Source organism: Pseudomonas sp. MWU12-2037 (assembly GCF_023242345.1).
Lineage (GTDB): Bacteria > Pseudomonadota > Gammaproteobacteria > Pseudomonadales > Pseudomonadaceae > Aquipseudomonas > Aquipseudomonas gingeri_D.
In genome coordinates this window covers 69,443-92,975 of sequence record NZ_JALLIZ010000024.1, presented here as the reverse complement: position 1 = coordinate 92,975, position 23,533 = coordinate 69,443, and the positions used below count along the sequence as shown (strand labels likewise).

21 protein-coding genes are annotated in these 23,533 nt (G+C 63.2%); 8 read left to right on the top strand and 13 right to left on the bottom strand.

Annotated elements, in window-relative coordinates; all coding sequences use genetic code 11:
• The first annotated feature begins 148 nt into the window (after positions 1 to 148).
• Positions 149 to 952 (top strand): putative hydro-lyase, encoded by an 804-nt coding sequence (locus M5B42_RS29065; RefSeq protein WP_248747749.1) that lies wholly within the window; start codon positions 149 to 151, stop codon positions 950 to 952.
• Position 953: 1 nt separating this feature from the next.
• On the opposite strand, the gene M5B42_RS29060 is transcribed toward M5B42_RS29065, so the two are convergent.
• The gene (locus tag M5B42_RS29060; RefSeq protein WP_247263206.1) at positions 954 to 1,406 is read right to left on the bottom strand and encodes a hypothetical protein; all 453 of its coding nucleotides are present in this window, start codon (positions 1,404 to 1,406) and stop codon (positions 954 to 956) included.
• Between the two features lie 122 nt (positions 1,407 to 1,528).
• Complete coding sequence (locus tag M5B42_RS29055) at positions 1,529 to 3,151, bottom strand: methyl-accepting chemotaxis protein (RefSeq protein WP_177102650.1); 1,623 nt, start codon at positions 3,149 to 3,151, stop codon at positions 1,529 to 1,531.
• Between the two features lie 313 nt (positions 3,152 to 3,464).
• On the opposite strand from M5B42_RS29055, the gene M5B42_RS29050 reads away from it, so the two are divergent.
• Positions 3,465 to 4,487, top strand: a complete 1,023-nt coding sequence (locus M5B42_RS29050) for a transporter (RefSeq protein WP_248747748.1) — start codon at positions 3,465 to 3,467, stop codon at positions 4,485 to 4,487.
• A 71-nt stretch (positions 4,488 to 4,558) separates the two neighbouring features.
• Positions 4,559 to 6,172 carry an inorganic phosphate transporter gene (locus tag M5B42_RS29045; protein ID WP_103498833.1) on the top strand — a complete coding sequence of 538 codons (1,614 nt, stop codon included), beginning with the start codon at positions 4,559 to 4,561 and terminating at the stop codon, positions 6,170 to 6,172.
• Positions 6,173 to 6,236: 64 nt separating this feature from the next.
• On the opposite strand, the gene M5B42_RS29040 is transcribed toward M5B42_RS29045, so the two are convergent.
• A complete protein-coding gene (locus M5B42_RS29040; RefSeq protein ID WP_248747747.1) occupies positions 6,237 to 7,103 on the bottom strand; it encodes an NmrA family NAD(P)-binding protein in 867 nt (288 codons plus the stop codon).
• A 111-nt stretch (positions 7,104 to 7,214) separates the two neighbouring features.
• Between M5B42_RS29040 and M5B42_RS29035 the strand changes: the two genes are divergently transcribed.
• Positions 7,215 to 8,123 (top strand): LysR family transcriptional regulator, encoded by a 909-nt coding sequence (locus M5B42_RS29035; protein ID WP_103498835.1) that lies wholly within the window; start codon positions 7,215 to 7,217, stop codon positions 8,121 to 8,123.
• 84 nt (positions 8,124 to 8,207) lie between these two features.
• Here the strand turns inward: M5B42_RS29035 and M5B42_RS29030 are convergent, their stop codons facing one another.
• A complete protein-coding gene (locus M5B42_RS29030) occupies positions 8,208 to 8,639 on the bottom strand; it encodes a multidrug/biocide efflux PACE transporter (protein ID WP_177102654.1) in 432 nt (143 codons plus the stop codon).
• A 91-nt stretch (positions 8,640 to 8,730) separates the two neighbouring features.
• On the opposite strand from M5B42_RS29030, the gene M5B42_RS29025 reads away from it, so the two are divergent.
• Positions 8,731 to 9,585 (top strand): LysR family transcriptional regulator, encoded by an 855-nt coding sequence (locus M5B42_RS29025; protein WP_152741265.1) that lies wholly within the window; start codon positions 8,731 to 8,733, stop codon positions 9,583 to 9,585.
• Positions 9,586 to 9,653: 68 nt separating this feature from the next.
• On the opposite strand, the gene M5B42_RS29020 is transcribed toward M5B42_RS29025, so the two are convergent.
• The 3 genes from M5B42_RS29020 to M5B42_RS29010 are packed head-to-tail and all read right to left on the bottom strand — an operon-like array spanning position 9,654 to position 11,814.
• Positions 9,654 to 10,922, bottom strand: a complete 1,269-nt coding sequence (locus tag M5B42_RS29020; protein WP_177102656.1) for an RNA polymerase sigma factor — start codon at positions 10,920 to 10,922, stop codon at positions 9,654 to 9,656.
• Positions 10,919 to 11,410 (bottom strand): SRPBCC family protein, encoded by a 492-nt coding sequence (locus tag M5B42_RS29015; RefSeq protein ID WP_248747746.1) that lies wholly within the window; start codon positions 11,408 to 11,410, stop codon positions 10,919 to 10,921. The genes M5B42_RS29020 and M5B42_RS29015 overlap by 4 nt, the downstream gene beginning before the upstream one ends.
• 59 nt (positions 11,411 to 11,469) lie before the next feature.
• Complete coding sequence (locus M5B42_RS29010; RefSeq protein WP_248747745.1) at positions 11,470 to 11,814, bottom strand: YciI family protein; 345 nt, start codon at positions 11,812 to 11,814, stop codon at positions 11,470 to 11,472.
• A gap of 202 nt (positions 11,815 to 12,016) precedes the next feature.
• Here M5B42_RS29010 and M5B42_RS29005 point away from each other — a divergent pair, with 202 nt between their 5' ends.
• From M5B42_RS29005 to M5B42_RS28995, 3 genes are all read left to right on the top strand, one after another.
• Positions 12,017 to 12,502 (top strand): GNAT family N-acetyltransferase, encoded by a 486-nt coding sequence (locus tag M5B42_RS29005; protein ID WP_103498841.1) that lies wholly within the window; start codon positions 12,017 to 12,019, stop codon positions 12,500 to 12,502.
• A 14-nt stretch (positions 12,503 to 12,516) separates the two neighbouring features.
• Positions 12,517 to 12,990 (top strand): GNAT family N-acetyltransferase, encoded by a 474-nt coding sequence (locus M5B42_RS29000; RefSeq protein ID WP_248747744.1) that lies wholly within the window; start codon positions 12,517 to 12,519, stop codon positions 12,988 to 12,990.
• A gap of 349 nt (positions 12,991 to 13,339) precedes the next feature.
• Positions 13,340 to 14,395 (top strand): hemolysin, encoded by a 1,056-nt coding sequence (locus tag M5B42_RS28995; protein ID WP_248747743.1) that lies wholly within the window; start codon positions 13,340 to 13,342, stop codon positions 14,393 to 14,395.
• 27 nt (positions 14,396 to 14,422) lie between these two features.
• On the opposite strand, the gene M5B42_RS28990 is transcribed toward M5B42_RS28995, so the two are convergent.
• From M5B42_RS28990 to kdpA, 6 genes are all read right to left on the bottom strand, one after another.
• Complete coding sequence (locus M5B42_RS28990) at positions 14,423 to 15,151, bottom strand: class I SAM-dependent methyltransferase (RefSeq protein ID WP_177102666.1); 729 nt, start codon at positions 15,149 to 15,151, stop codon at positions 14,423 to 14,425.
• Positions 15,152 to 15,610: 459 nt separating this feature from the next.
• Positions 15,611 to 16,303: a response regulator gene (locus M5B42_RS28985; RefSeq protein WP_103498845.1), complete on the bottom strand. Its 693-nt coding sequence runs from the start codon at positions 16,301 to 16,303 to the stop codon at positions 15,611 to 15,613.
• On the bottom strand, positions 16,300 to 18,993 hold the full coding sequence (locus tag M5B42_RS28980) for a sensor histidine kinase KdpD (RefSeq protein ID WP_248747742.1): 2,694 nt from the start codon (positions 18,991 to 18,993) through the stop codon (positions 16,300 to 16,302). The genes M5B42_RS28985 and M5B42_RS28980 overlap by 4 nt, the downstream gene beginning before the upstream one ends.
• A 34-nt stretch (positions 18,994 to 19,027) precedes the next feature.
• Positions 19,028 to 21,094 carry a potassium-transporting ATPase subunit KdpB gene (gene kdpB, locus M5B42_RS28975; RefSeq protein ID WP_248747762.1) on the bottom strand — a complete coding sequence of 689 codons (2,067 nt, stop codon included), beginning with the start codon at positions 21,092 to 21,094 and terminating at the stop codon, positions 19,028 to 19,030.
• A gap of 20 nt (positions 21,095 to 21,114) precedes the next feature.
• Positions 21,115 to 21,804, bottom strand: coding sequence for a potassium-transporting ATPase subunit KdpC (gene kdpC, locus M5B42_RS28970; RefSeq protein WP_248747741.1), 690 nt, complete (start codon positions 21,802 to 21,804; stop codon positions 21,115 to 21,117).
• Between the two features lie 10 nt (positions 21,805 to 21,814).
• On the bottom strand, positions 21,815 to 23,521 hold the full coding sequence (gene kdpA / locus M5B42_RS28965; protein ID WP_248747740.1) for a potassium-transporting ATPase subunit KdpA: 1,707 nt from the start codon (positions 23,519 to 23,521) through the stop codon (positions 21,815 to 21,817).
• Positions 23,522 to 23,533 lie beyond the last annotated feature (12 nt).

Here is a 23,533-nt window from a genome sequence, read left to right as displayed (position 1 = left end):
TGGCCCCTTAATGGCCTCTACCGGGATAGCGGCGTGCCGTGTGCAACCGCGCATCAGTTTTTCTTGTTTGCAATAACAGATTTTCTCGTTGGACGAGGCGGTCGCGGCGCCCTAAAAAGGCCTCGACCCAACACAAGAGAGACGTTCGATGAACCTGCCTGCGCTGTCCTTCGATCAGTTGCGCCATCTGGCGCCACGCGCCTTGCGCCGACACATCGCCACCGACCAGTATCAAGGCCACACCAGCGGCCTGGGCCTGGGTCGGGTACAAGCCAATATCGTGATTTTGCCAGGGGACTGGGCCGACGAGTTCCTGCGTTTCTGCACCCTCAATCGCCAGGCCTGCCCGATACTGGACATCACCGAACCCGGCGACCCGATCTTCCGTCACCTGGGCGAGAGCGTCGATATCCGCCATGACGTACCGCGCTACCGGGTCTATCGCCAGGGCGAACTGAGCGAGGAGCCGCAAAACATCAAGCACCTCTGGCGCGACGATATGGTGGCCTTTGCCATCGGTTGCTCCTTCTCCTTCGAGCAACCCTTGCTGGAGGCCGGCATCGACCTGCGCCACGTCAAATTGGGACGCAACGTGGCGATGTTCCAGACCAATATCGATACCCGCCCCACCGAACGTCTACAGGGCAAGCTGGTGGTGAGCATGCGACCGTTGAAGGCCGCCGACGCCATTCGGGCAGTGCAGATCACCGGACGCATGCCCAATGTGCATGGCGCACCGGTGCACATCGGCGAGCCGCGGCTGATCGGCATCCACGACCTTGGCGCACCGGACTACGGTGACGCCGTGCCGCTGGCCGATGATGAACTTCCAGTGTTCTGGGCCTGCGGCGTGACCCCGCAATCGGTGGTGCAGGCGTCACGCCCACCGTTATGCATTACCCATGCGCCGGGCTGCATGCTGGTGAGCGATCTGCACAACCACAGCCTTTGACTCAAGCCGTGGTGTTCACCGAAGTGCCCGAGGTGCTGCTGCCCTCGGCCTGCAAGGCAGTGGTCAGGGCAGCGCTGACGGTGGAAATGGAACCGGCAATGGAAGACACCTGCGACTGCGCGGCCGCGAGCAAGGTGGCCTTGGCGTCCGGGTCTCCCTTGCTGTCCTGGGCTTTCTGCATTTGCAGCTCCGCTTGCTGCAGCTGCTTTTGCAGATCGGCCAGTTGCTTTTGCAGTTGCTGGACCTCCTGGGAGGAAGCACTGGTGCTGGAGCTGTCGCTGCTGCTACCGGAGGCGCCGCCAGCACCCGCCGGTTGACTACCGCTGGCCTGGGTGGTGCTCGCAGCCCCGGTGGCGCTGGTGCTGGTGGTGTCAGTAGCGGTGGTGCCGGTGGTCTTGTTGGTGCTGCTGGTGGTAAGGGTTGGGGCAATGGTGACCGAAGTAATGCTGACCATGGGGATCTCCCGATTCAGTTATGGGCAGTCATGTCATCGACAACCCTTCAACATGATTGAGATCGATTCTGTATCACACGTGTCAGCGTCCCGATACAAGGCCACATCCCTGTGGCCGCGAATCAGGCCCCGAGGCGCGCCGTCACGTCATTCAACTGTCCCGACAAGCCGTGCAGGTTCTGGCTCGCGGCCTCGGTGCGCTTGACGTTGTCCAGGTTGGTGCTGGCGATGGCGGTGATCTCGGTCAGGTTGCGCGAGATGTCTTCGGCCACCGAGGTCTGCTCTTCGGCGGCGGTAGCGATCTGACGGTTCATGTCGCGGATCGCTTCCACCGCGGTAGTGATGCGTTCGAGCATGGCCCCGGCCTCGGTCACCTGCTCGACGCTCTCCTCACTGCGGGCCTGCCCGCCTTCGATAGCCTGGGCCGCGTCCACCGCACCGGTCTGGACCGAATGGATGATCTGGTTGATCTCGATGATCGACGCCGCGGTGCGCTGGGCCAGGCTGCGCACCTCATCGGCGACCACGGCAAAGCCGCGTCCGGCCTCACCGGCACGGGCGGCCTCGATGGCGGCGTTGAGCGCCAGCAGGTTGGTCTGTTCGGCAATCCCGCGAATCACTTCCAGCACCTTGCCGACCCGTCCACTGTCGGCTTCCAGGCGGCGGATGACCGTGGCGGTGGAGGTGATTTCGCCACGCATGCGGGTAATGGTCTCGATGGTCGATTGCATCACCAACTCGCCCTGCTGGGCCGCGCGATCGGCATCATCCGCCGCTGTAGCGGCATCTCCGGCATGGCGGGCGACCTCCTGGGCGGTGGCGGACATTTCGGTCATCGCCGTGGCCACCTGGTCGGTCCGTTCGAATTGTTCGTGGGTGCCGTTGGCCATCAGGCCGGCAATCGACTTCAGTTCGCCGCTGGCGCTGTCCAGGTCCGAGGTGCTGCGCTTGAGATGGCTGAAGGTTTCGGCCAGGAAGTCGCGCAAGGTGTTCGCCGCTACCGCCAGGTGTCCCAGTTCGTCCTGGCGATCGGCGTTCACCCTGTTGTCGAACTTGCCATGGCTCAATTGCGCCACGTAGTCGATCAGGCGACGGATCGGTTCCACCAGATTGCGGTTGATCAGCCACAGGCTCAACAGACCAATCAACAACCCGGAAATCACCAGCACAACAATGCCGACCCAGATCGTCCGCTCGGCCTGGGCACTGATAGCCTGCGACTGCTCATCACCCTGCTGGCGCAACTGCGCGACCAGGTTCTTCATCTGCTCGCTGGCGGCGCGGTCGACGCCCTTGACCGCCTGGTCACCGGCGCTCGCATCGGACCCGGCGGCCAGATAGGCCTCGCGACCTTTCAGATAGGCGCTACCCAGCACCTGGTGTGCATCACGCAGTTGCTCGATCTGCGACTTGAGCCGTGCATCCATGCCAGGCTGGTTGATCAGACGACCGAGGATGTCCTGCACATCGCGCTGACGCGCTTCAAACTGCGACCAGTAACGGTTGAGGTCCTCCGGCTGCTTGCCGCGCAGCAGGACATCCTTCCACTCCTGCACCTGGGCTTTGAATTGCACATTGGCCTCGTCGATCAAATGCGAGGTGTGCAAGGGCCCTTCGATCAGGTTCCGATAATCCTGGACGCCATTGGACAGGAGATGAAAACAGGTCAGCGCGATCAGCAACATGGCGATCAGGCTGCCGCTCAGGAGCGAGAGAATTTGAGCTCTCAGGGATTTTTTCAACATCGGGGGAATCTCTGAACAAGGATTAAGCGTCCCCTGTAGGAAACGCAAGGAGTCGAAACATCCTTGTCAGCGACAACCGGGCTCATGGCCACATAGTGCTGTGGGTAACATCACTACCATCGGCGCGCCAGTACGGCGCTTGAATCAAACCGACCACCGGTCAACGGCGCGCATCATACCTGCCGGTCTGTTAAAAAATCTCGAAGCATCTGTTTACACATCACCTGTCACAAAAACATCAAAAAGCCTTGCGAAGATGAAACCCGCGAACCTGTAAAAAAATGTTTCAGGCGTTTCCCTCCAGCGAGCCCCCATGAACCACAGCCTTGACCAAAGTCACCGTGACCCGGATCTGTTCGGCCTGCTTTACGGCTTTCGCTTCCGCACCGGCGAACGGGGCGAGGAAATCGACTCGGCCACCGTGCTGCACTGCCTGCAACAACCGGAAGATCCCGACACCTTTCTCTGGCTGCACCTGAACCTGGCACACGCCGCCTGCGAGCGCTGGATGAAGACCCACCTGTCGTTGCCCGCCGAGTTTTTCGAGGCCCTGCACGAAGGCTCGCGCTCGACCCGTATCGAACACGTCGACAACGCCTTGCTGGCGGTGGTCAACGACGTGGTGTTCAACCTCAGCAGCATGGTCTCCTCGGACATCTCCACGCTGTGGGTCTGCGCCCGCAGCAAACTGTTGATCAGCGCGCGCCTGCAACCCCTGCACTCGGTGGACAAGCTGCGCTCCTCGGTCAAGGCCGGCGAACGCTTCCGCTCGCCACTGGAACTGCTGGTGCACCTGCTGCGCGACCAGGGTGAAGTGCTGACCCAGATCGTGCGCAAGACCAGCACCAGCGTCGACCAGATCGAAGACCAGTTGCTGGCCTTGCGCCTGAGCAACAACCGCGCCGAACTCGGTGCCATGCGCCGGATACTGGTACGCCTGCAACGCCTGCTGGCCCTGGAGCCGGGCTCGTTGCTGCGGCTGCTCAACCGTCCGCCGCAATGGTTGCAGAAGGAAGACGTCAAGGAACTGCGCAAATCCACCGAGGAGTTCTCGCTGATCCTCAGCGATCTGGAAGCCCTCGGCGAACGGATCAAACTGTTGCAGGAAGAGATCGCCGCCAGCCTCAACGAACAGAGCAACCGCACCCTCTTCACCCTGACCGTGGTGACCGTCCTGGCACTGCCGATCAATATCATTGCCGGCTTCTTCGGCATGAACGTCGGCGGCATCCCACTGGCGGGCGACCCGGAAGGTTTCTGGATCCTGGTGGCGTTGGTCGTGACCTTCACCTTGCTGGCCGGGCGCTGGGCGTTTCGCAAACGTCAGGATTACTGATCTGGCGCAGTCAGCCTGTAACATTCAGCAACGAATATGACTGGCATCCGTTCTCAAAAAGGATTCCCGGTATGGCCATCCCTTCATCGACTGCTGCCTCGTCCGCCCAGGGCGAAGGCAACCCCCTGCTCGAAAGCAAACCCCGCGTCTTCACCGCGGTGATCTTTTTCGCGGTACTGGCCATGGGGTTGCTGTTCACCGCCTACAGCCTGATGCATGACATGCATGACTTCGGCACCGTGGTCACCACCTGGACACCGTTCCTGCTACTCGGCGTGGCGCTGCTGATCGCCCTCGGCTTCGAGTTCGTCAACGGTTTCCACGACACCGCCAACGCCGTGGCCACCGTGATCTACACCAACTCCCTGCCGGCGCATTTCGCGGTGGTCTGGTCCGGCTGCTTCAACTTCCTCGGCGTGCTGCTCTCCAGCGGCGCGGTGGCGTTCGGCATCATCGCCCTGCTGCCGGTGGAACTGATCCTGCAAGTCGGCTCCTCGGCCGGTTTCGCGATGATCTTCGCCCTGCTGATCGCCGCCATCCTGTGGAACCTCGGCACCTGGTGGCTGGGCCTGCCGGCCTCTTCGTCCCACACCCTGATCGGCTCGATCATCGGTGTCGGCGTGGCCAATGCCCTGATGCACGGACGCGACGGCACCAGCGGTGTGGACTGGAGCCAGGCAACCAAGATCGGTTATGCCCTGCTGGTGTCGCCACTGGTGGGGTTCTTCTTCGCCGCGCTGTTGCTGCTGGTCCTGCGCCTGTTGGTGAAGAACCGTGAACTGTACAAGGCGCCCAAAGGCAATTCGCCGCCACCGTGGTGGATTCGTGGCCTGCTGATCCTGACCTGCACCGGTGTGTCTTTCGCCCACGGCTCCAACGACGGGCAAAAAGGCATGGGCCTGATCATGCTGATCCTGGTCGGCACCCTGCCGATGGCCTACGCGCTGAACCGCACCATGCCGGCCGACCAGGCGCTGCAGTTCGCCGCCGTCGCCGAAGTCACCCAACAAGCACTGGTGCGCAACGCGCCGCAACCGGCCCCCGCCGACCCGCGCCAAATACTCTCGGACTACGTGCGAAGCAAAAAAATGACGCCGGAGGTGGTCCCGTCACTGGCGGCCCTGGCCGGCAATATCGGTACCGAGGTCAAGGGTTACGGCTCGCTGGCCAAGGTCCCGGCCGAAGCCATGGGCAACGTGCGCAACGACATGTACCTGAGCAGCGAAACCATCCGCCTGATGGACAAGGACAAGGTCGGCAATTTCGACGCTGATACCCAGGGCAAGGTGCAGTTGTTCAAACAGCAGATCGACGGCGCCACCCGCTTCATTCCGCTGTGGGTGAAGATTGTCGTGGCCATCGCCCTGGGCCTGGGCACCATGGTTGGCTGGAAGCGCATCGTGGTCACCGTCGGCGAGAAGATCGGCAAGACCCACATGACCTACGCCCAGGGCGCCTCGGCGGAAATGGTCGCGATGCTGACCATCGGTGCGGCGGACATCTACGGTTTGCCGGTATCGACCACCCACGTCTTGTCCTCGGGCGTGGCCGGGACCATGGTCGCCAATGGCGGCGGCTTGCAGATGCGCACCATCCGCAACCTGATGATGGCCTGGGTCCTGACCCTGCCGGCGGCGATCCTGTTGTCGGGCAGCCTGTACTGGTTGTTCACGCAGATTTTCTAAGCCACACCGCCTCAATGGCACAACACAAAACCCGTGGGAGCCGGCTTGCCGGCGATGGGGCCCGTCAACCGGACACGCCACTGCGGATCAACAAATCCTTCAGCACGCTGCGCAACGGCACCTCGCCCTTGCGCGGCGTTCCGACGAACTCGATCCAGCCTTCGTTGAAACCGTCGATCATCTGCATGCGCGGCAGCGGGTTATTCATCCCCTGGGAGGTGAACAAATCCTCCCAGGTATCACGTGCCACCACTTCCATGCGCACCGGCTTGCCCAGCCACTCGGCAAAACCGCCGGCAATCTGCTCGGGCGTCACTCGCTCCGGTCCTTCCAGTTCAACCACCCGCTTGCCACTCCAGGATTCCTGCACCAACTGCGCGGCCAGGCGTCCGACATCCGCCGTGGCGATCATCGGCACCGGCTTGTCCAGCGGTTGCAGAAAGCTGGGGATCACTCCCGTTTCCACCGCCGCCGCCACATCCCACAGGGCATTCTCCATAAACCAGCCCGGACGCAGGAAGGTGACCGGCAGATCCAGCGTGCTCAAGCCCTGTTCCAACAACTGCAACTGGTTCAGCAGATTCGGCTGGGTCGCCTGGGCACCGATGGTCGACAAACACACCACCTTCGCCGGCCGCGCCTGTTCCAGCGCCGCGCGCAGGGTTTCCACCACTTGGCGGGCTTCAGGAAAGCCCGGCGTCGGATCGAAGTTCGACGGCATCATGATAAACACCCCCTCGACACCGCTGAACGCCTGCGCCAGTGCCTGCCCGTCATCCACATCGGCCAGGGCCACCTGGCAGCCTTGTCCGGCCCACGGCGCACCTTTCTCGGCGCTGCGCACCACGGCGCGTACCGATTGCCCGGCGCTGAGCAGCGTACGGGCGACGGCACCGCCCACTTGTCCGGTAATACCCATGACTGCATACATGCAAGTTCCTCCAGGAAGCGGCGACCTCTGTCGCGATGGAGGAATTCTCCGCCAGGGGTCGGGATTCTCCGATAGCATGGATGTCATTGAATAACTGACTGGTAATCAGTAATGAGCTTCGACTCCAACCTGGCCAGCGGCCTTGGCGTACTCAACGCGGTGGTGGACGGCGGCAGCTTCGTCAAGGCCGCCGAAGCCCTCGACATGACCGCCTCCGGCGTCAGCCGGGCCATCGCCCGGCTGGAGAAACGCCTGGGCATCCGGCTGTTCGACCGCACCACCCGTTCGGTGAAGCTGACCGACGAAGGCCGTCGCTTGTACGAGGAAGTCACCCCGTTGCTGGCCGGTCTCGAAGAAGCGGCCCATGCCGCCAGCGGTAGCGCCAGCCAGGTACGCGGGCGGTTGCGGGTCAATATCGATCCGTACTTTTCCCGCCTGATCCTCGGCCCCGCCCTGGGCGAGTTCATGAGCCGCCATCCGCTGTTGCACCTGGAGCTCTATACCCGCGACCAACTGGGCGACGTGGTGGCCGATGGTTTCGACCTGGCCGTACGCTTCGGCCACCCGGCCAATTCTTCCCTGGTGGCACGCAAGCTGCTGGACGTACGGGTACTGACCTGCGCGGCGCCGGCCTACCTGAAACGCCACGGGAGACCGCTGACACCGCTGGACATGGAGGATGAACGGCATGTCTGCGTGTCCTTCCGCGACCCGGAAACCGGGCGGCCCTTCCCCTGGGAGTTTCACCGTGCCGGCCGGCGGGTGGATGTGCGCAATAACGCGCGACTGGTACTCAACGATGTCGGCACCCTGCACAGCCTGTGTGAAAGCGGCCATGCCATCGCCCAGGTGCTTGACCTGGGGGTACGTCCGGCCTTGGACGCGGGTAGGCTGGTGGAGCTGTTTCCCGATTGGCCGGACGAGCGCTTTCCGCTGTATGCCCTTTATCCGTCCCGGCATCTGCCGCCGGCCAAGGTCAGGGCGTTTCTGGATTTTATTATTGGGTTGAGTGCTGCTTGATGCGGTTGGGGGGTAAAGAGCTCGAGGCAATGTGCATGGCCGCCTTCGGCGGTTCGCGAGCAATCGAGCGTCGACCGGCTGCTCCTACAAGGTTGTGCGTGGCAGCAGACGTTCGCGTATGCCGTCATAGGCCCAGTGATACAGGTAGGTATAGGGCAGGAAGAACAGCAGCACGCCGATATCCAGCAGCAGCGCCGTCAACAGGCTGAGATCCAGCCACCAGGCCACCAGCGGCACGCTCACCGCCACCAGGCCGCCTTCGAACAGCAAGGCATGGAGCAGGCGCGTCCAGACGTTCTGCTCCAGGGCAAAGCGCTCGCGCATCCGGTCGAACATCCCATTGAACAGGACGTTCCAACCCAGGGCGATAAAACAGTTGGCGACCGTCACCACGCCCATCTCCAACAGCGGTTTGTTCATCACCCAGGCAAACAGCGGCGTACACAGCAGCACCGCGAAGACCTCGAAGCCGATGGCTTGCAAAACACGTTCGGTAAAAGACTTGCCGGGGGTCATGATGGACGCCTCCATTGATATCCGAGGGTTGTCATTATCGCCACCCGGACAGATACTAAAAGTCGATTACCATCGACAAAAGCGATAGTTCATGGCCTCCAACGAAATGCTCCAGGCCTTTGTCCAGGCCGCGACCTTGGGCTCCTTCTCCGCGGCGGCGCGCAAGCTGGGCAAGAGCCAGTCGACCATCAGTGCCGCAGTCGCGAGCCTGGAAATCGACCTCGGCCTGGAACTGTTCGACCGCAGTACCCGCAAGCCCGGCCTGACCGCGGCCGGCCATGTCATGCTGCAAAAGGCCGAGGATATCCTTGCGGCCAACAACCGCCTGGAGATGAGCGCGCGCCAATTGGCCGGCGGTCTGGAAGCGAAACTGACGGTGGTGATTTCCGACACCTACCAGTCCAACCGTTTCGAGGCCACCCTGAGCGACTTCGAAGCCCGCTACCCGGACCTCGAGCTGGAGTGCCTGATCGCCGAGTGCGACGACCTGGTGGAGTTGGTCCGCCAAGGCCGGGCCCAGGTGGCGTTTGCCGAACGGCAGGACAGCTACCCGCCGGACCTGGGCAGTGCCACCGTGGATGAACGCACCGAATTTGCCGTGTTCGTCCATCGCGGGCATCCCTTGGCACAACAGGTCAAGGTCGATCAAGCCAGCCTGCAGCAGCACCGTGAACTGCGCCTGGCGAGCATCGTCAATCCTTACGAAAGTCGTGCCCAGGGCCGCTTCTGGTCGGCGTCGAGTTACCTGATGCTGCTGGAAATGGCCCAGCGCGGGTTCGGCTGGGCACCGCTGCCACGCTGGCTGGTGGAGCGCTTCGACAATGCTTCGCTAGTGGAACTGCCGCTGCGCGGCTGGCCAAGGCCGGTGGCGGTGGATGCGCTCTGGTCACGCCTGCATCCGCCAGGGCCGGCGGGCAGTTGGTTACTGGCTAGAATGCTGGAGTAATGGCCTCTTGTGGGAGCTGGCTTGCCAGCGATTACGATGCCACATTCACCGCTACTCTCGACCGACGCCTACAAATTTCCAGGCCCACGCTCGGCGCCTTTCAACGCCTCCAACCGACGCTCGATAAAACGCCGCTCCGGCGCCTGCTGCGTCAATTCCAACGCGCGCTGGTAGGCCTCCCGTGCCTGCTCAACCCGCCCCAACCGCCGACAGAAATCCGCCCGCGCCGAATGCGCCAGGTGATAGTCCAGCAAGTCGCCGCGCCCGAGGATGCCCTCCACCAGTTCCAGTCCCGCCAATGGCCCGTCGCGCATGGCCACCGCTACCGCCCGATTGAGCTCTATCACCGCCGAAGGCACGGCCCGCAGCAACAGGTCATAGAGCCCGACGATCTGCCGCCAGTCAGTGTCCTCGGCCGTCGCCGACTCGGCATGCACGGCCGCGATCGCGGCCTGCAAACCATAGGGCCCGAAACGTCCGGTACCCAGCGCGCGTTCCACCAACCCACAGCCTTCGGCAATCAGCGTCGCGTTCCAGCACGAACGATCCTGGGCATCGAGCAGCACCAGTTCCCCGCTCTCGGAGACCCGCGCCTGACGCCGCGACTCATGCAACAACATCAACGCCAGCAACCCCATGACCTCGGGATCGGGCAGCAACTCCAGCAACAGGCGCCCAAGGCGAATGGCCTCCGCCGTCAGTTCGTCGCGGGTCAGGCTGGCACCGAGGGAAGCGGAATATCCCTCGTTGAACACCAGGTAAATAACCCGCAACACACTGTCCAACCGCGCGGGCAACTCCGCCAGGGAAGGCACCTGATAAGGAATCTTCGCATCGCGAATCTTGGTCTTCGCTCGCACAATGCGCTGGGCGATGGTCGAGGGGCTCGAGAGAAAGGCCCGGGCGATTTCTTCGGTGGTCAGGTCGCAGACCTCGCGCAATGTCAGCGGCACCTGGGCATCCGCCGACAACGCCGGGTGACAGCAGGTAAAGATCAGCCGCAGGCGATCGTCCTCGACATCCTCGTCATTCCATTCACTCTGCTCCAACGCTTCGGCCTGGGCGATCAACTGCCCCTGGGATGCGGCAAAACGCGCCCGGCGGCGCAATACATCGATGGCCTTGAAACGCCCGGTGGAGACCAGCCAGGCCCGGGGATTGGCCGGCACGCCATCGCGCTGCCAGCGTTCGATGGCGATAAAGAAGGCTTCGTGCAAGGCCTCCTCCGCCAGATCGAAATCCCCCAGCAAGCGAATCAGGGTCGCCAGGATCCGCCGTGATTCCTGGCGATACACCGCCTCGACCTGCTGCTTGACGCTCTCGGCTTCGAGGGTCAATCCAGCAGCCCCTGGCGGACCAACAGGGCCAATCGATCCAGGCTTTCACCCCAGCCCTGATAAAACCCCATCTGTTCGTGGGCCGCTTTTTCCTCCGCCGACCAGTGCATCGCCCGGGCCGTATACAAGGTATGACCATCGGCCTCTTCGAGGGTGATTCGCGCCGTCATGAAGGGCTTGCCCGAGGGCGTCCAGTCGGGGGTAAAGGCGTCGGTGAAGACGATCCGCTCCGGTGCGGCGATCTCCAGGAACACGCCCTGATAAGGGTACTCGACACCCTCCGCCGTACGCATCAGCGTGCGAAACGAACCGCCAACCCACAACTGCATTTCGCAGACCGGCATGGTCATGCCATGGGGGCCCCACCATTGACTCAGCAGACGGGGTTCGGTCCAGGCACGAAAGACCTGGTTGCGTGGCGCCTCGATCAGGCGACTGATGGACAACTCATGTTCAGCTCCCGAAAGGGGCAGCGGTTGACGGTTCATGTTCAGGCTCCTTTTATTCTTATGGTTGCCGTTTATTCTTATGGTTGCCGTTCGAAAGCTCAGAGATTCAGTTCCCGCACCGGCCGCACTTCCACGCTGCCCACTCGCGCGGCCGGGATATGCCCGGCAATCTGCAAGACCTCGTTCAGGTCGCGGGCCTCCACCAGATAGAAGCCGGCCAGTTGTTCCTTGGTTTCGGCAAACGGCCCGTCGACGATCGACAGCTTGCCGCCGCGCATGCGCACCGTGGTGGCGGTGCTCACCGGCTCCAGCGGCTCGGCGGCGAGCAGGCGACCACTGGCCCGGATCGACTCGCCGTAGGCCAGGCACTCGGGGTCCTTGGGGCTGTCGGGATGGGAATGCAGCAGTTCCTCATTACTGTAGATCAGGCACAGGTATTTCATGGGATGTCTCCAGGGCGGTCGAACAACTATGGCTGCTGTTCCGCGCTTTGGCGAAAGCGGCTGACGATCAGCAAGTGTACGAATAGTCGCTTGGAAGCAAAGGAAATCGACAGGCGTAAAAACTCGTAGGAAAAATAATATCCAGCCCGCTAAAGCCGATAGAATTCGGCCTCCCCTACTGCCGGAAACAGGATATGCCGCTGTGAGAATTTCCCTTGTCGACTACGTCACGCTGACCCCCGCCCAACGCGAGCAGTTGGCCTTGATCCAGGTCGATGCGGCGCAACGGGAATTTTCCAGCGATATCACCCGGGGCCTGGCGGTGCTGCTGGCCCACACGGGCAATGACGTGAAGGGTTTTGTACTGCTGGCCGATGCGCTGCCGGTGGGTTTCCTCTTGCTCAAGCGGCCCCCGGCATCACCGGCCTGGGCCAGCGGCAATGTCTGCACCCTGCATGGCCTGCAAGTGGATAAAAACTACCAGGGCCAGGGCCTCGGACGCGCCTGTATGCAGGCCCTGCCGGACGCCGCTCGCGGCGCCTGGCCGGCTACCCGCCAACTGATGCTGATGGTCGACGCAGACAATGATGCCGCCCGCGGGCTCTACCTCAAACAGGGATTTGTCGACAGCGGCGAGACCTTTCACGGGCGGGTCGGTGAAGAACGTCGGCTGACCTTGCCACTCTGAGGCGGGAGATTGTCATGAATGCCCGACTGACCCGCTACGACGACCTGAGCGCCCTGCAACGCGAACAGCTCGCGGACCTCGAAGTCCACCCCGGACAGCTGCAATTTTGCGGTGATATCCAGGCGGCCCTGCACTTCCTGCCACGGGAGCCCCATGACGGCGTGCTCGGTTTTGCCCTGCTCGACCATGACACCCCGGTGGCCTTCCTGTTGCTCAAGCGCCATCCTTTCGTCCCCCATTGGGCCGACGAAAGCAGCGCCACCCTGCATGCCCTGCAGGTCGACAAAAGGCTTCAAGGCCAGGGGTTCGGCGCGGCCTGCCTGCAAGCCCTGCCCGCAGCGGCACGCCAGGCCTGGCCCCAGGTCCGTCAGTTACTGCTGTCGGTAGGAACCGATAATCAGGCGGCGATGAATCTTTACCTGAAACAGGGTTGGGTGGATACCGGTGAAGCCTATAGCGGCGAACGACGATTGACCCTGACACTTTAAAGTTGCCGGTGGCCATAAGTATGAGATCAGTTGGTCATTTACAGTAAAACTTGATCGCTGGGCAAATTCGCCTTCCAGTTATTAAATCGATGACGTCGCTGCTGTATCAGCCAGCGCATCGCTACTTGATAAGCCGTTATTTAACTCAAGTAGCCATTTAATAAACTGAAAGGACTCAATACCCATGGATGCAAAAAATCGAATCTCGAACAGCGCCCCCAAAACCTCATCCTCCGCGGCCATCCAACAGCCCGGCAGCGCCGGAAGATTTGATCTGGAATTTGGTGAACACCGCGACGGCCTGGTTATTTTTTCAGAAAGAGGCCCTGGCTTTGTCGGCCCTTCTTTATTGCGCCCCGACGGCCGCCATCGGTTTATCGGCGTCCATGAAGACCAGCCAGAAAGTATCACCCAGGCCGACTTCAGCGAAGATGGCCTTTATTATCATGACTTCGCCCGGTCACTCGGAAGTTCCAGCCGAAGACTGATCAAGGCGGTCCTCGACGAAGACGACAAGTTCCTCCTGCTCGGCCACTTCCGCTCCGGTGAACAGGTCTTCTGCGCCCGTATCACTGAAGACGGCATGCCTGACCCCGATTTCGGCGACAACGGTCAGGTTGCCCTGCCTTACACGGCCCCCTGGATCGGCTATGGCCGCCGGCTCACCGTGCAACCCCAGGACGGTTTTATCGTCCTGGCCCTGAGGAACAGCACCGTGGGCGAGTCGGCACGCGACGTTATCGTGCGTCTCGACCGCAACGGCAGTTTCGACCCGCGCTTCGGCACCTGCGGCGTGGTCACGGCACCGGAACCGAACATCGCGTTCGAGGCGGTTCAGGTCCAGGCCGATGGCAAGCTGATCGTGGCCGGCCGACGCGGCCGCAAGGCCATGCTGATGCGCTACGGGGCCACCGGCCTGCCAGACAAGACCTTCGGTTGCGCCGGCTATCTGGAGCTGGAGCCGGCCCGCGACGGCCACGCCGCGTTTTTTGATCTCGCCGTGCAACCCGATCAGAAAATCGTCGTCACCGGCTCCGCGGATCTGTCCCACAATATCGCCCTGCTCACCCGTGTCACAGCCGACGGCAAGCTGGACGTCACCTTCAATGCCGGAGTGCCCTGGGAGCTGCCGGAACTGGATATCGCCTTCGCCCTGGCGGTGCAGGAGGACGGGAAAATCGTCAGCGCCGGTCATATCAACAGCGGCAGCCGCTGCTGGTTGATGCGCCACTTGAACAACGGCGAACTGGACCCTGATTTTGGCGACAACGGCATCAGCCGCCTGATCTACATCGGCGATTCCACCAGCTACCTCTCCAACCTGGAGTTGCAGCCGGATGGCAAGATCCTGCTCTCCGGACGCTACGCCACCCATTCGGCGGTGATTCGCTGTTACGGCAACTGAGCACGTAGCGCCTGGGGAAAGGCAAGGTCATGTCGGTGATACGGCGTTCCTCGATGCCACCCAGGCGCCCCAGAACAGGCTGGAAAAAAACCGCGTCGCGGTGCCGAACCCGGCCGTCTCAAGCAAGTGCTGAACCGCCGCCTCCGAGTGTGGCGGATCGGCCCCCTGGAGAATCTTGCCAAGCTTGGCGCGAACAGCGTCAGCACTCGCGCCCTGCTGGCGCCAGCGCTCGCCCCAGGCCGCCAACAACAGCGGCTGGCTGGCATAGGCCTGATGGTTACCCGCCACAATCAACGGAGCTCCCGGTTTGAGCCGGGCGGCAATCGCCTTGAGAATGTCGTGCTTGGCCTGATCGCCGGGCAGGTGATGCAACACACCGATCAGGGTCGCGGCATCATAGGGCGGCTCGTCGGTCAGTTCCTCGACCGTGCCCAGGAATACCCGCGTGCGCGCCAGCAGCCCCTGGGCCTGGAGACTGGCCTGCGCCAACTCAAGCATCGGTGCCGAGGGGTCTACCGCGGTGAACCGCCAAAGCGGCTCAAGCGCCGCCGCCGTCAGGATTTCCTGGGCGGTACCGCCGGCGCCCACCACCAGAATCCTCGCCTCGCCCCCGCTGCCCAGGCTGGCCGCCAGCATGCAGGCGACCAACTCGTGACAGGCGTCATAACCGGCCAGGGCGATACGGCTTTGCTCGGCGTACTCACCGGCACGGGATACATCGAATTTCCGAGCGGAATCCAGAGGTTCGGACGACATGGGCTTTCTCTCTTGGCGGGGAACTTCAGCCCAAGGTAGTCGCCCTGCGAAAATAAAGAAAATTCATGTTTTTAATGCAATGCATTCCTTTCAGGAATACGAAAAACACCAGCGGCTCAGTGGCTATCGCGCCCCCGAACGCCCCTTTGATCAAAAGCCGACGACGGGGTCGAGACAATGCTCAGCGGCATCGGGATGGCGATTTCAACCCAGTTCGTATCCGCCCTATATTGTTGCGCGAACGCCTCGTAAAGCTTTCATATAGTCGATGTCATTTGCCCGCCATTTCGACTATTTCTCTGCAGGTCGCCGCCTGCCGCGGTGTTTTCCGGAGACCTGCCATGACCCATATCCAGATCGGCCTGCTTATGCTGTTGGGCATCAGCGCGTTCGGTGTGATCACCCTCTACCTCGACTTCTGGCGTGCGTCCAAGACGCAAAGGGAGAACAAATAAGCCGTTACAGGCCGACCAGACGATAGCCCACCTGCAATTCGGTGATCAGGTGTTGCGGCTGCGCCGGGTCGGCTTCGAGTTTTTGCCGCAGATGCGCCATGTGTACCCGCAGATAATGAGCCCGATCGGCATAGTCCAGCCCCCAGACATCCAGCAGCAATTGCCGGTGCGTCAGCACCCGGCCCTGACCCCGGATCAACGCGATCAACAGGCGGAACTCGATGGGTGTCAGGTGCACGCCCTCGCTGCCACGTCGCACCTCATGGGTCGCCAGATCGACCTCGACCTCGCCGAAGCGCACCTTGCTGCTGACCGCCGCCGTGCCGCTTTGCACCTGCCGCCGCAACTGCGCACGAATACGCGCCAGCAACTCGGGCACACCGAACGGCTTGACCAGATAGTCATCAGCGCCAGCGTCCAGTGCGGCGACCTTTTCGTCTTCGCGGTCACGGGCCGACAGCACCAGGATGGGCACGCTCATCCAGCCACGCAGTTCACTGATCAGGTCCTTGCCGTCACCGTCGGGCAAGCCCAGGTCGACGATCACCAGGTCCGGCTGGCGGCTCGCCGCATCGATCAGGGCACGCTTGCTGCTGTCGGCCTCGAAGACCTGGAAGCCTTCGTCCTGCAAGGCAATGCCGATGAAACGACGGATATTGGCTTCATCCTCGACAATCAGGATACGGGTGCTGGTCATAAGGTTTCCATGGACGGCGGTTGACCCGCCGGTAAGCTGATAACAAAACAAAGGCCGTTCGGCAGCCGCGGCCGGGCGACGACCCGGCCGCCGTGGGCTTCGACGATCCGCCGGACCAGGGCCAGCCCCAGGCCGATGCCGGACACCGCCGATTCCTGCCGGCCACGGCTGAAGGCTTCGAAGAGTTGCTCGGGGGCGATACCCGACGGGCAGCCCGGTCCGCTGTCGGCGATCTCCAGGACGATCTGCTGGTCGACCTGGCTCGCCGTGATCTCGATCGGCGTACCCGCCGGGGTGTATTTCGCCGCGTTGTCCAACAGGTTGACCAACACTCGCTCGATCAGCAGCGCATCGATCTCCACCAGAGGCAGGTCCGCCGGCAACTGCGCCCGCACCGGGTGCCGGGCGAGGGGTTCGCGCAGTTGGCGCAAGGCGCTGCCGACCACCTCTTCCAGGGAATGCCACTGACGGTTAAGGCGCACCCCATGTTCCTGCAGGCGCGCCATATCCAGCAGGTTTTCGATCAGCCTTTGCATGGCACAGGCCTGATCGTGAATCCCGCCCAATAACCCGCCGACCAACGCGTCACGCACATGGGGCGCTGCGGCGTCGGCGGCGCCGATAATGCTGGTCAAGGGCGTGCGCAGGTCATGGGAAATGGCCGCCAGCAAGGTGTTGCGCATGCGCTCGCCTTCCATCTGCACCAGGGTGCTTTGCGCCACTTCAACGAAATGCACCCGTTCCAGCGCAATCGCCAACTGGCTCATGCAGGCTTCCAACAGGCGTTGCTCATCGGGGTCCTTCAGGCGCTCGGCATCACTCAGGTCGAGGACCAGCACACCGCGCACGCGCATCGGCGCCTTGAGGGCAAAGTAGCAACCGGGGGCGGCCGCCAGGGTATCACTGCCCTGTCCGGCCGGGCGTCCGTGTTCATAGGTCCACTGGGCGATGCTTTCATCCACCGGGAAGACACTGCCGGCCAGGGTGCCGACCCGGTCGCCGGCATCCGGCAAGGCCAGGCCGACCCGGGCCTCGAACACCCCGCTGAAGGTGCGCAGCGCCACCGCGCCGAGCTGTTCGACGGTCAGGGCCGCGGACAGGTCGCGAGCCAACAGCGCCAGCGAGGTCGCCCGGCGCTCACGGGCCGCCGCTGTACGCGCCTCATGGCGCAGGCGCGCGGTCAGTTGGCCGGTGATCAGGGCAATGCCCAGCATCAAGGCGAAGGTGAAGAAATACTGGGTGTCGTTGACGGTGAACGACAGCACCGGCTGGACAAAGAAAAAGTCGAAACACAGCACCGCCAGCATCGCCGCCCAGACACCCGGCCCGCGGCCCAGGCGCAGCGCCACCAACACCACCGTCAGCAGGAACAGCATGACCACGTTGGCCGGGTCGAAGACTTGCAGCAACAACGCCGCTACCGCCGTGGCGGCGAAACAGGCCAGGGTCGCCCACAGGTAGGCCAGGCCCCTGCCCGGTGCCAGTCTCGGTTCCGCTTCCGGTCGGGACGGCGCCGTGCGCGGCAGCTCGCCATGGGCGATCACGATCTGGTCGATCTGCGGGTGGTGGCGACTGATCCGGTCGCTGACCGTCTGGTGCCAGAACTGCCAGACCCGTCGTGGCCGATGGCCGAGCAACAGGCGGTTGGCATTGCGTTCGCGGGCACAGGCCACCAGGGTTTCGGCGACATCGATACCCGCCAGGATCGCGGTATCGGCACCGAACTCGGCGGCCAGAGCCAGGGTCTTCACCGCCGCCGCGCGTCGCCGCAGGGCCATGCCGCCCGTCGACACCGACTCGACATGCACCACGATCCAGTCGGCTTCGAGCTTCTGCGCCAGGCGCGCGGCTTCGCGCACCAGACGTTCATCCGAGGACTCACCGGCAACCCCCACCAACAAGCGCTCACGAGCGGCCCACAAGGTGTCGATGGAACGCTCGCGACGATAGACACGCATTTGCGCATCGACCCGGTCGGCGGTACGGCGCAGGGCCAGTTCACGCAGGGCCAGCAGGTTGCCTTTGCGAAAGAAGTGCCGCGACGCCCGGTCGGCCTGCGGGCCCTGGTAGACCTTGCCGTCCTTGAGACGCTGCAACAGTTCGTCGGGGGCCAGGTCGATCAGCACCACTTCATGGGCACTGTCGAACACATGGTCGGGGACGGTTTCCCGCACACGGGTGCCGATGATGCCGCTGACCAGGTCATTGAGACTTTCCAGGTGCTGGACGTTCAGGCTGGTCCAGACCTCGATCCCGGCCCGCAGCAGCTCTTCGATATCCTGCCAGCGCTTGGGGTGGCGTGAGCCGGGGACATTGCTGTGGGCCAACTCGTCCACCAGCAACACCGCCGGACGGCGGACCAGTGCCGCATCGAGATCGAACTCCGGCAACGTGCTGTCGCCATGGGCCAGGCGATGGCGCGGCAGTTGTTCCAGGCCGGCGAGCAAGGCGGCGGTATCACCGCGCCCGTGGGTTTCAATCAGGCCGGCGACCAGATCGCATCCGAGAGCCCGCTCGCGGTGCGCGGCCTGGAGCATGGCGCAGGTTTTCCCGACCCCGGCGTTCGAACCGAAATAAATACGCAAACGGCCGCGCTGGGCGGCCTTCTCGTCGGCTTGCAGTTGCTCCAGCAGCGCATCCGGATCGGGTCTACCGTCGCGGATGTCGCGGGAGGTGTCATTCAAACTCATGTCATTCCTTGTCAGACGCACCCATGCCGGTCACCTAGACCACGCCCAAGCCGACCAGCAGCATATCGATCAGCTTGATCCCGGCAAACGGCACCAGCACCCCGCCCAGTCCATAGATCAGCAGGTTGCGATTGAGCAGCGCCGCCGCGCCGATGGCCCGGTAGGCCACGCCCTTGAGCGCCAGCGGGATCAGGAACACGATGATCAGGGCATTGAAGATCACCGCGCTGAGGATCGCCGAGTTCGGGCTGCCCAGGTGCATCACGTTCAAGGCGCCGAGCTGCGGGTAAGTCGCCACGAACGCCGCCGGCACAATAGCAAAATACTTCGCCACATCGTTGGCCACGCTGAAAGTGGTCAGGGCGCCACGGGTCATCAGCATCTGCTTGCCGACCTCGACCACCTCGATCAGTTTGGTCGGATTGCTGTCCAGATCGACCATGTTCCCCGCTTCCTTGGCCGCCTGGGTGCCGCTGTTCATCGCCACCGCGACGTCGGCCTGGGCCAGCGCCGGGGCGTCGTTGGTGCCATCGCCGGTCATCGCCACCAGCTTGCCCTGGGCCTGGTAGTCACGGATCAGTTGCAGCTTGTCTTCCGGCCGGGCCTCGGCCAGGTAGTCATCGACCCCGGCTTCCACCGCAATCGCCGCCGCAGTCAGCGGATTGTCGCCGGTGATCATCACGGTCTTGATACCCATGCGTCGCAACTCGCCGAACCGCTCCTTGATGCCGGCCTTGACCACGTCCTTGAGCTCGATCACCCCAAGGGCCCGCGCGCCCTCGGCCACCACCAGCGGTGTGCTGCCGCGCCGTGAGACTTCATCCACCCGCGCTTGCAGGGCCGCCGGGAAACCACCGCCCAGTGCCTCGATATGCCGGCGAATCGCATCGGCCGCACCTTTGCGGATCATCCGGCCATCGGCCAGGTCGACGCCGCTCATGCGGGTCTGGGCGGTGAATGCGACGAAGCTGGCGTTCAGGCTTTCCAAATCCGGCTCATTGAGCTCGAACTTCTGTCGCGCCAACAGCACGATGCTGCGCCCTTCCGGTGTTTCGTCGGCCAGGGACGCCAGTTGCGCCGCCTCGGCCAGTTCACGCTCTTTCATCCCCGGTGCCGGCAGGAAGGCACTGGCCTGGCGATTGCCGAGCGTGATGGTGCCGGTCTTGTCCAGCAGTAACACGTCGACATCGCCGGCCGCTTCCACCGCGCGCCCGGAGGTGGCGATCACATTGGCCGCCATCATCCGGCTCATGCCCGCCACGCCGATGGCCGAGAGCAGGCCGCCGATGGTGGTGGGAATCAGGCACACCAGCAAGGCCACGAGCACCGTCGCGCTGACCACACTGCCGCTGCCGCTCATGACCACGGCGAAGATCGAGTACGGACTGAGGGTGACGATCACCAGCAGGAACAAGGCCGTCAGCCCCACCAGCAGAATGGTCAGGGCCACTTCGTTGGGGGTCTTCTGGCGCTTGGCCGATTCGACCATGAAGATCATCCGGTCGAGAAAGGATTCGCCGGGATTGACGCTGATACGCACCACCAGCCAGTCCGAGAGAACCCGGGTGCCGCCGGTCACCGAAGAGAAATCACCACCGGCCTCACGGATCACCGGAGCCGATTCGCCAGTGATCGCGCTTTCATCCACCGACGCCACGCCCTCGATAACGATGCCATCGAGGGGCACCAGGTCGCCGGCCTCGATCAGCACTACCGCGTCCTTGCGCAACTCGCTGGCCGCCATCGGCAACCATTGCGCACCATGACGCGGCTTTTGCAGGACCTTGGCCAGGGTCTGGCGCTTCATCCCGCGCAGGCTCGCCGCCTGTGCCCGGCTCCGCCCCTCGGCCAGGGCTTCGGCGAAGTTGGCGAACAGCACGGTGAACCACAGCCACAGGCAGATGCTCAGGATAAAACCACTCGGTGCCTCGCCCTGGCCTCCCCAGGACTGCAACCACAACAAGGTGGTGAGCAGGCTGCCGAGGTACACCACGAACATCACCGGATTTTTCCACTGGGCCTGGGGCAGCAGTTTCCGGAAGGCATCCACGCCGGCGGCCAGCAACAGCTCGCGGTCGAACAAAGGCAAACGGGCTTTCATGTCACTCATGATCGATTCTCTTACTCAGTGACGACGACTGGGGACTGGCGGGGTGTCGCCAAGGCATCCAGCGCCAGGTTGAGTTGCAGCACATTGACTCGCGGCTCGCCGAGCAGGCCGAAGGTACGCGTCTCGGTCGACGTCCGGACCAAGGTCAGCAGGGCGTCTTCGGACAGCTGCCGCAGCGGTGCGACGCGCCGCGCCTGGATCAGCGCGTTGGCCACTGAAATATGCGGGTCCAAGCCGGACGCCGAAGCCGTCACCGCGTCGACCGGCACCGGCGCTTGCGGGTCCAGGCCGTTCGAGGCGCGATAGGCCACGGCCCGCTCCTTGACCGCGTCGAGCTGACGCTGGCTGGTCGGGCCCAGGTTGCTGGCCCCGCTGAGGCCGGCGTTGTAGGGCGTGGTCACGGTCTTGCTGGCGTCGTTCGGATCGACGTTCTGGGTCACGCTGGGGCGGGCCTGGAAATACTCCGGGCGGTTGAACGCCTGGCCGATCAGCACCGAGCCGACCACCTGGCCGTCGCGTTCCAGCAGGCTGCCCTGGGCCTGGAACGGAAACAGCAGGTTGGCCGCCAGGGTGGTGAGCGCCGGATAGGCCAGGCCAGTCAGCAACATGAACATCACCGAGGACACCAGCACCGGGCGCCCCAGGCCGCGGAACAGCCCTTGAGTCACCGCCAGCGGCGGCGTGGAAATACGCGTAGTCATGCAAATATCCTCACTTGTAGGTCTGGCTGGAGAGCAGTTGCAACTGCTCGACCACTGGCCCCAGCGCGAGCGCCGGCAGGAAGGTCAAACCGCCGACCACCAGCACCACGAACACCACCAGGAACATGAACAGCGGCGTGGCAGTGGGAATAGTCCCGGCACCGGCCGGCGTGGTCTTTTTAAAGGCCAGGGAGCCGGCCACGGCGAGCATCGGCAGCAGGGTGAAGAAACGCCCCAGCAACATCGCCAGGCCGATGGTGGTGTTGAAGAACGGGGTGTTGGCGTTCAGCCCGGCGAAGGCCGAACCGTTGTTGGCGGTGCCGGAGGTGTAGGCGTAGAGCACCTCGCTGAAACCGTGGGGCCCGACGTTGTTCAGGCTGTCCAGGGTGCCCGGCCAGAGCGCCGCCAGGGCGGTGAAGCCGAGGATGCAGATCGGATGCGCGAGCACCGAGAGCATCACCAGTTTCATCTCCCGGGCTTCGATGCGCTTGCCGAGGAACTCGGGGGTGCGACCGATCATCATGCCCACCAGGAACACCGTCAGCAGGGCGTACTGGATCAGGTTGATAAAGCCCACGCCGTCGCCGCCGAACACGCAGTTGAGCATCATCTGCGCCATGGGCACGAAGCCGCCCATGGGCATCAGCGAGTCATGCATGGCATTGACCGAGCCGGTGGTGGCGCCGGTGGTGGTGGCGATGAACAGACTGGTATCGGCGATGCCGAAACGCAGTTCCTTGCCTTCCATATTGCCGCCGCTCTGGGTCGCCGACAGCAGTTGGTCGACGCCCAGCCGGGTCAACAGCGGGTTGCCAGCCTGCTCGGCAAAATAGACCACCGCGAGAAAACCGACGAACATCACCAGGAAGGTGCCGAAGAACACCCAGCCCTGGCGCCGACGGGCCAACAGGCTGCCGAAGGCATAGGTCAGCGCCGAGGGGATCAGCAACATGCTGAAGATATGCAGGATGTTGGTCAGTGGCGTCGGGTTCTCGAACGGGTGCGCGGCGTTCATGCTGAAAAAGCCGCCACCGTTGGTACCGATATGCTTGATCGACTCGAAGCTCGCGACCGCACCGACGATCAGTTGTTGCTGCGCACCTTCAAGGGTGGTCGCCAGGGCCTGGGAGGAGAAGGTCTGCGGCATACCCTGCCAGATATAGACCAGCGCCATGGCGAAGCAAAACGGCAACATCACCCGGTAGAGGATGCGGGTGAAGTCCACCCAGTAGTTGCCGATATCCGTCGCGCTGCTGCGGCTCAAGCCGCGGATAAATCCGGCGGCGGCGACCACACCGGAGGTGGCACCGACAAACATCAGGAAGGTGATCACCGCCATCTGGCTGAAGTTGGACAGGCTGGTTTCGCCCGAATAGGCCTGCCAGTTGGTGTTGGTGATAAACGAGGCGGCGGTGTTGAACGCCAGGTCCGGGGCCTGGGCGGCCAGGCCCAGCGGATTGATCGGCAATGAACCCTGCAGGCGCAACAGCAGGTAGCCCAGCAGCATCATCGCGCCGTTGGACAACAGCAGCGCCGAGCCGTAGCGGGCCCACCCCATGGTTTCCCGTGGATCGACGCCCAGCAGGCGATAGGTCAGACGCTCCGGCAGCGCATGGCCAGGGTGAGAAAAGACCCGGCTCAACCAGCGCCCCATCAAGACGGCAAGCCCGGTCATCAGACCCAGGACCAGCGCAAATTCCAGCAGTACGGTCAACATGTGCAAGCTCCG

Coding starts and splice junctions, on each gene's coding strand:
- M5B42_RS29050 (WP_248747748.1), top strand. CDS start 3,465: ATGAACCACAGCCTTGACCAAAGTCACCGTGACCCGGATCTGTTCGGC.
- M5B42_RS29065 (WP_248747749.1), top strand. CDS start 149: ATGAACCTGCCTGCGCTGTCCTTCGATCAGTTGCGCCATCTGGCGCCA.
- kdpB (WP_248747762.1), bottom strand. CDS start 21,094: ATGAAAGCCCGTTTGCCTTTGTTCGACCGCGAGCTGTTGCTGGCCGCC.
- M5B42_RS28980 (WP_248747742.1), bottom strand. CDS start 18,993: ATGAGTTTGAATGACACCTCCCGCGACATCCGCGACGGTAGACCCGAT.
- M5B42_RS29060 (WP_247263206.1), bottom strand. CDS start 1,406: ATGGTCAGCATTACTTCGGTCACCATTGCCCCAACCCTTACCACCAGC.
- kdpA (WP_248747740.1), bottom strand. CDS start 23,521: ATGTTGACCGTACTGCTGGAATTTGCGCTGGTCCTGGGTCTGATGACC.
- M5B42_RS29040 (WP_248747747.1), bottom strand. CDS start 7,103: ATGTATGCAGTCATGGGTATTACCGGACAAGTGGGCGGTGCCGTCGCC.
- M5B42_RS29030 (WP_177102654.1), bottom strand. CDS start 8,639: ATGACCCCCGGCAAGTCTTTTACCGAACGTGTTTTGCAAGCCATCGGC.
- M5B42_RS29015 (WP_248747746.1), bottom strand. CDS start 11,410: ATGAACCGTCAACCGCTGCCCCTTTCGGGAGCTGAACATGAGTTGTCC.
- M5B42_RS28985 (WP_103498845.1), bottom strand. CDS start 16,303: ATGACCAGCACCCGTATCCTGATTGTCGAGGATGAAGCCAATATCCGT.
- kdpC (WP_248747741.1), bottom strand. CDS start 21,804: ATGACTACGCGTATTTCCACGCCGCCGCTGGCGGTGACTCAAGGGCTG.
- M5B42_RS29045 (WP_103498833.1), top strand. CDS start 4,559: ATGGCCATCCCTTCATCGACTGCTGCCTCGTCCGCCCAGGGCGAAGGC.
- M5B42_RS29025 (WP_152741265.1), top strand. CDS start 8,731: ATGGCCTCCAACGAAATGCTCCAGGCCTTTGTCCAGGCCGCGACCTTG.
- M5B42_RS29035 (WP_103498835.1), top strand. CDS start 7,215: ATGAGCTTCGACTCCAACCTGGCCAGCGGCCTTGGCGTACTCAACGCG.
- M5B42_RS29010 (WP_248747745.1), bottom strand. CDS start 11,814: ATGAAATACCTGTGCCTGATCTACAGTAATGAGGAACTGCTGCATTCC.
- M5B42_RS29000 (WP_248747744.1), top strand. CDS start 12,517: ATGAATGCCCGACTGACCCGCTACGACGACCTGAGCGCCCTGCAACGC.
- M5B42_RS28990 (WP_177102666.1), bottom strand. CDS start 15,151: ATGTCGTCCGAACCTCTGGATTCCGCTCGGAAATTCGATGTATCCCGT.
- M5B42_RS29055 (WP_177102650.1), bottom strand. CDS start 3,151: ATGTTGAAAAAATCCCTGAGAGCTCAAATTCTCTCGCTCCTGAGCGGC.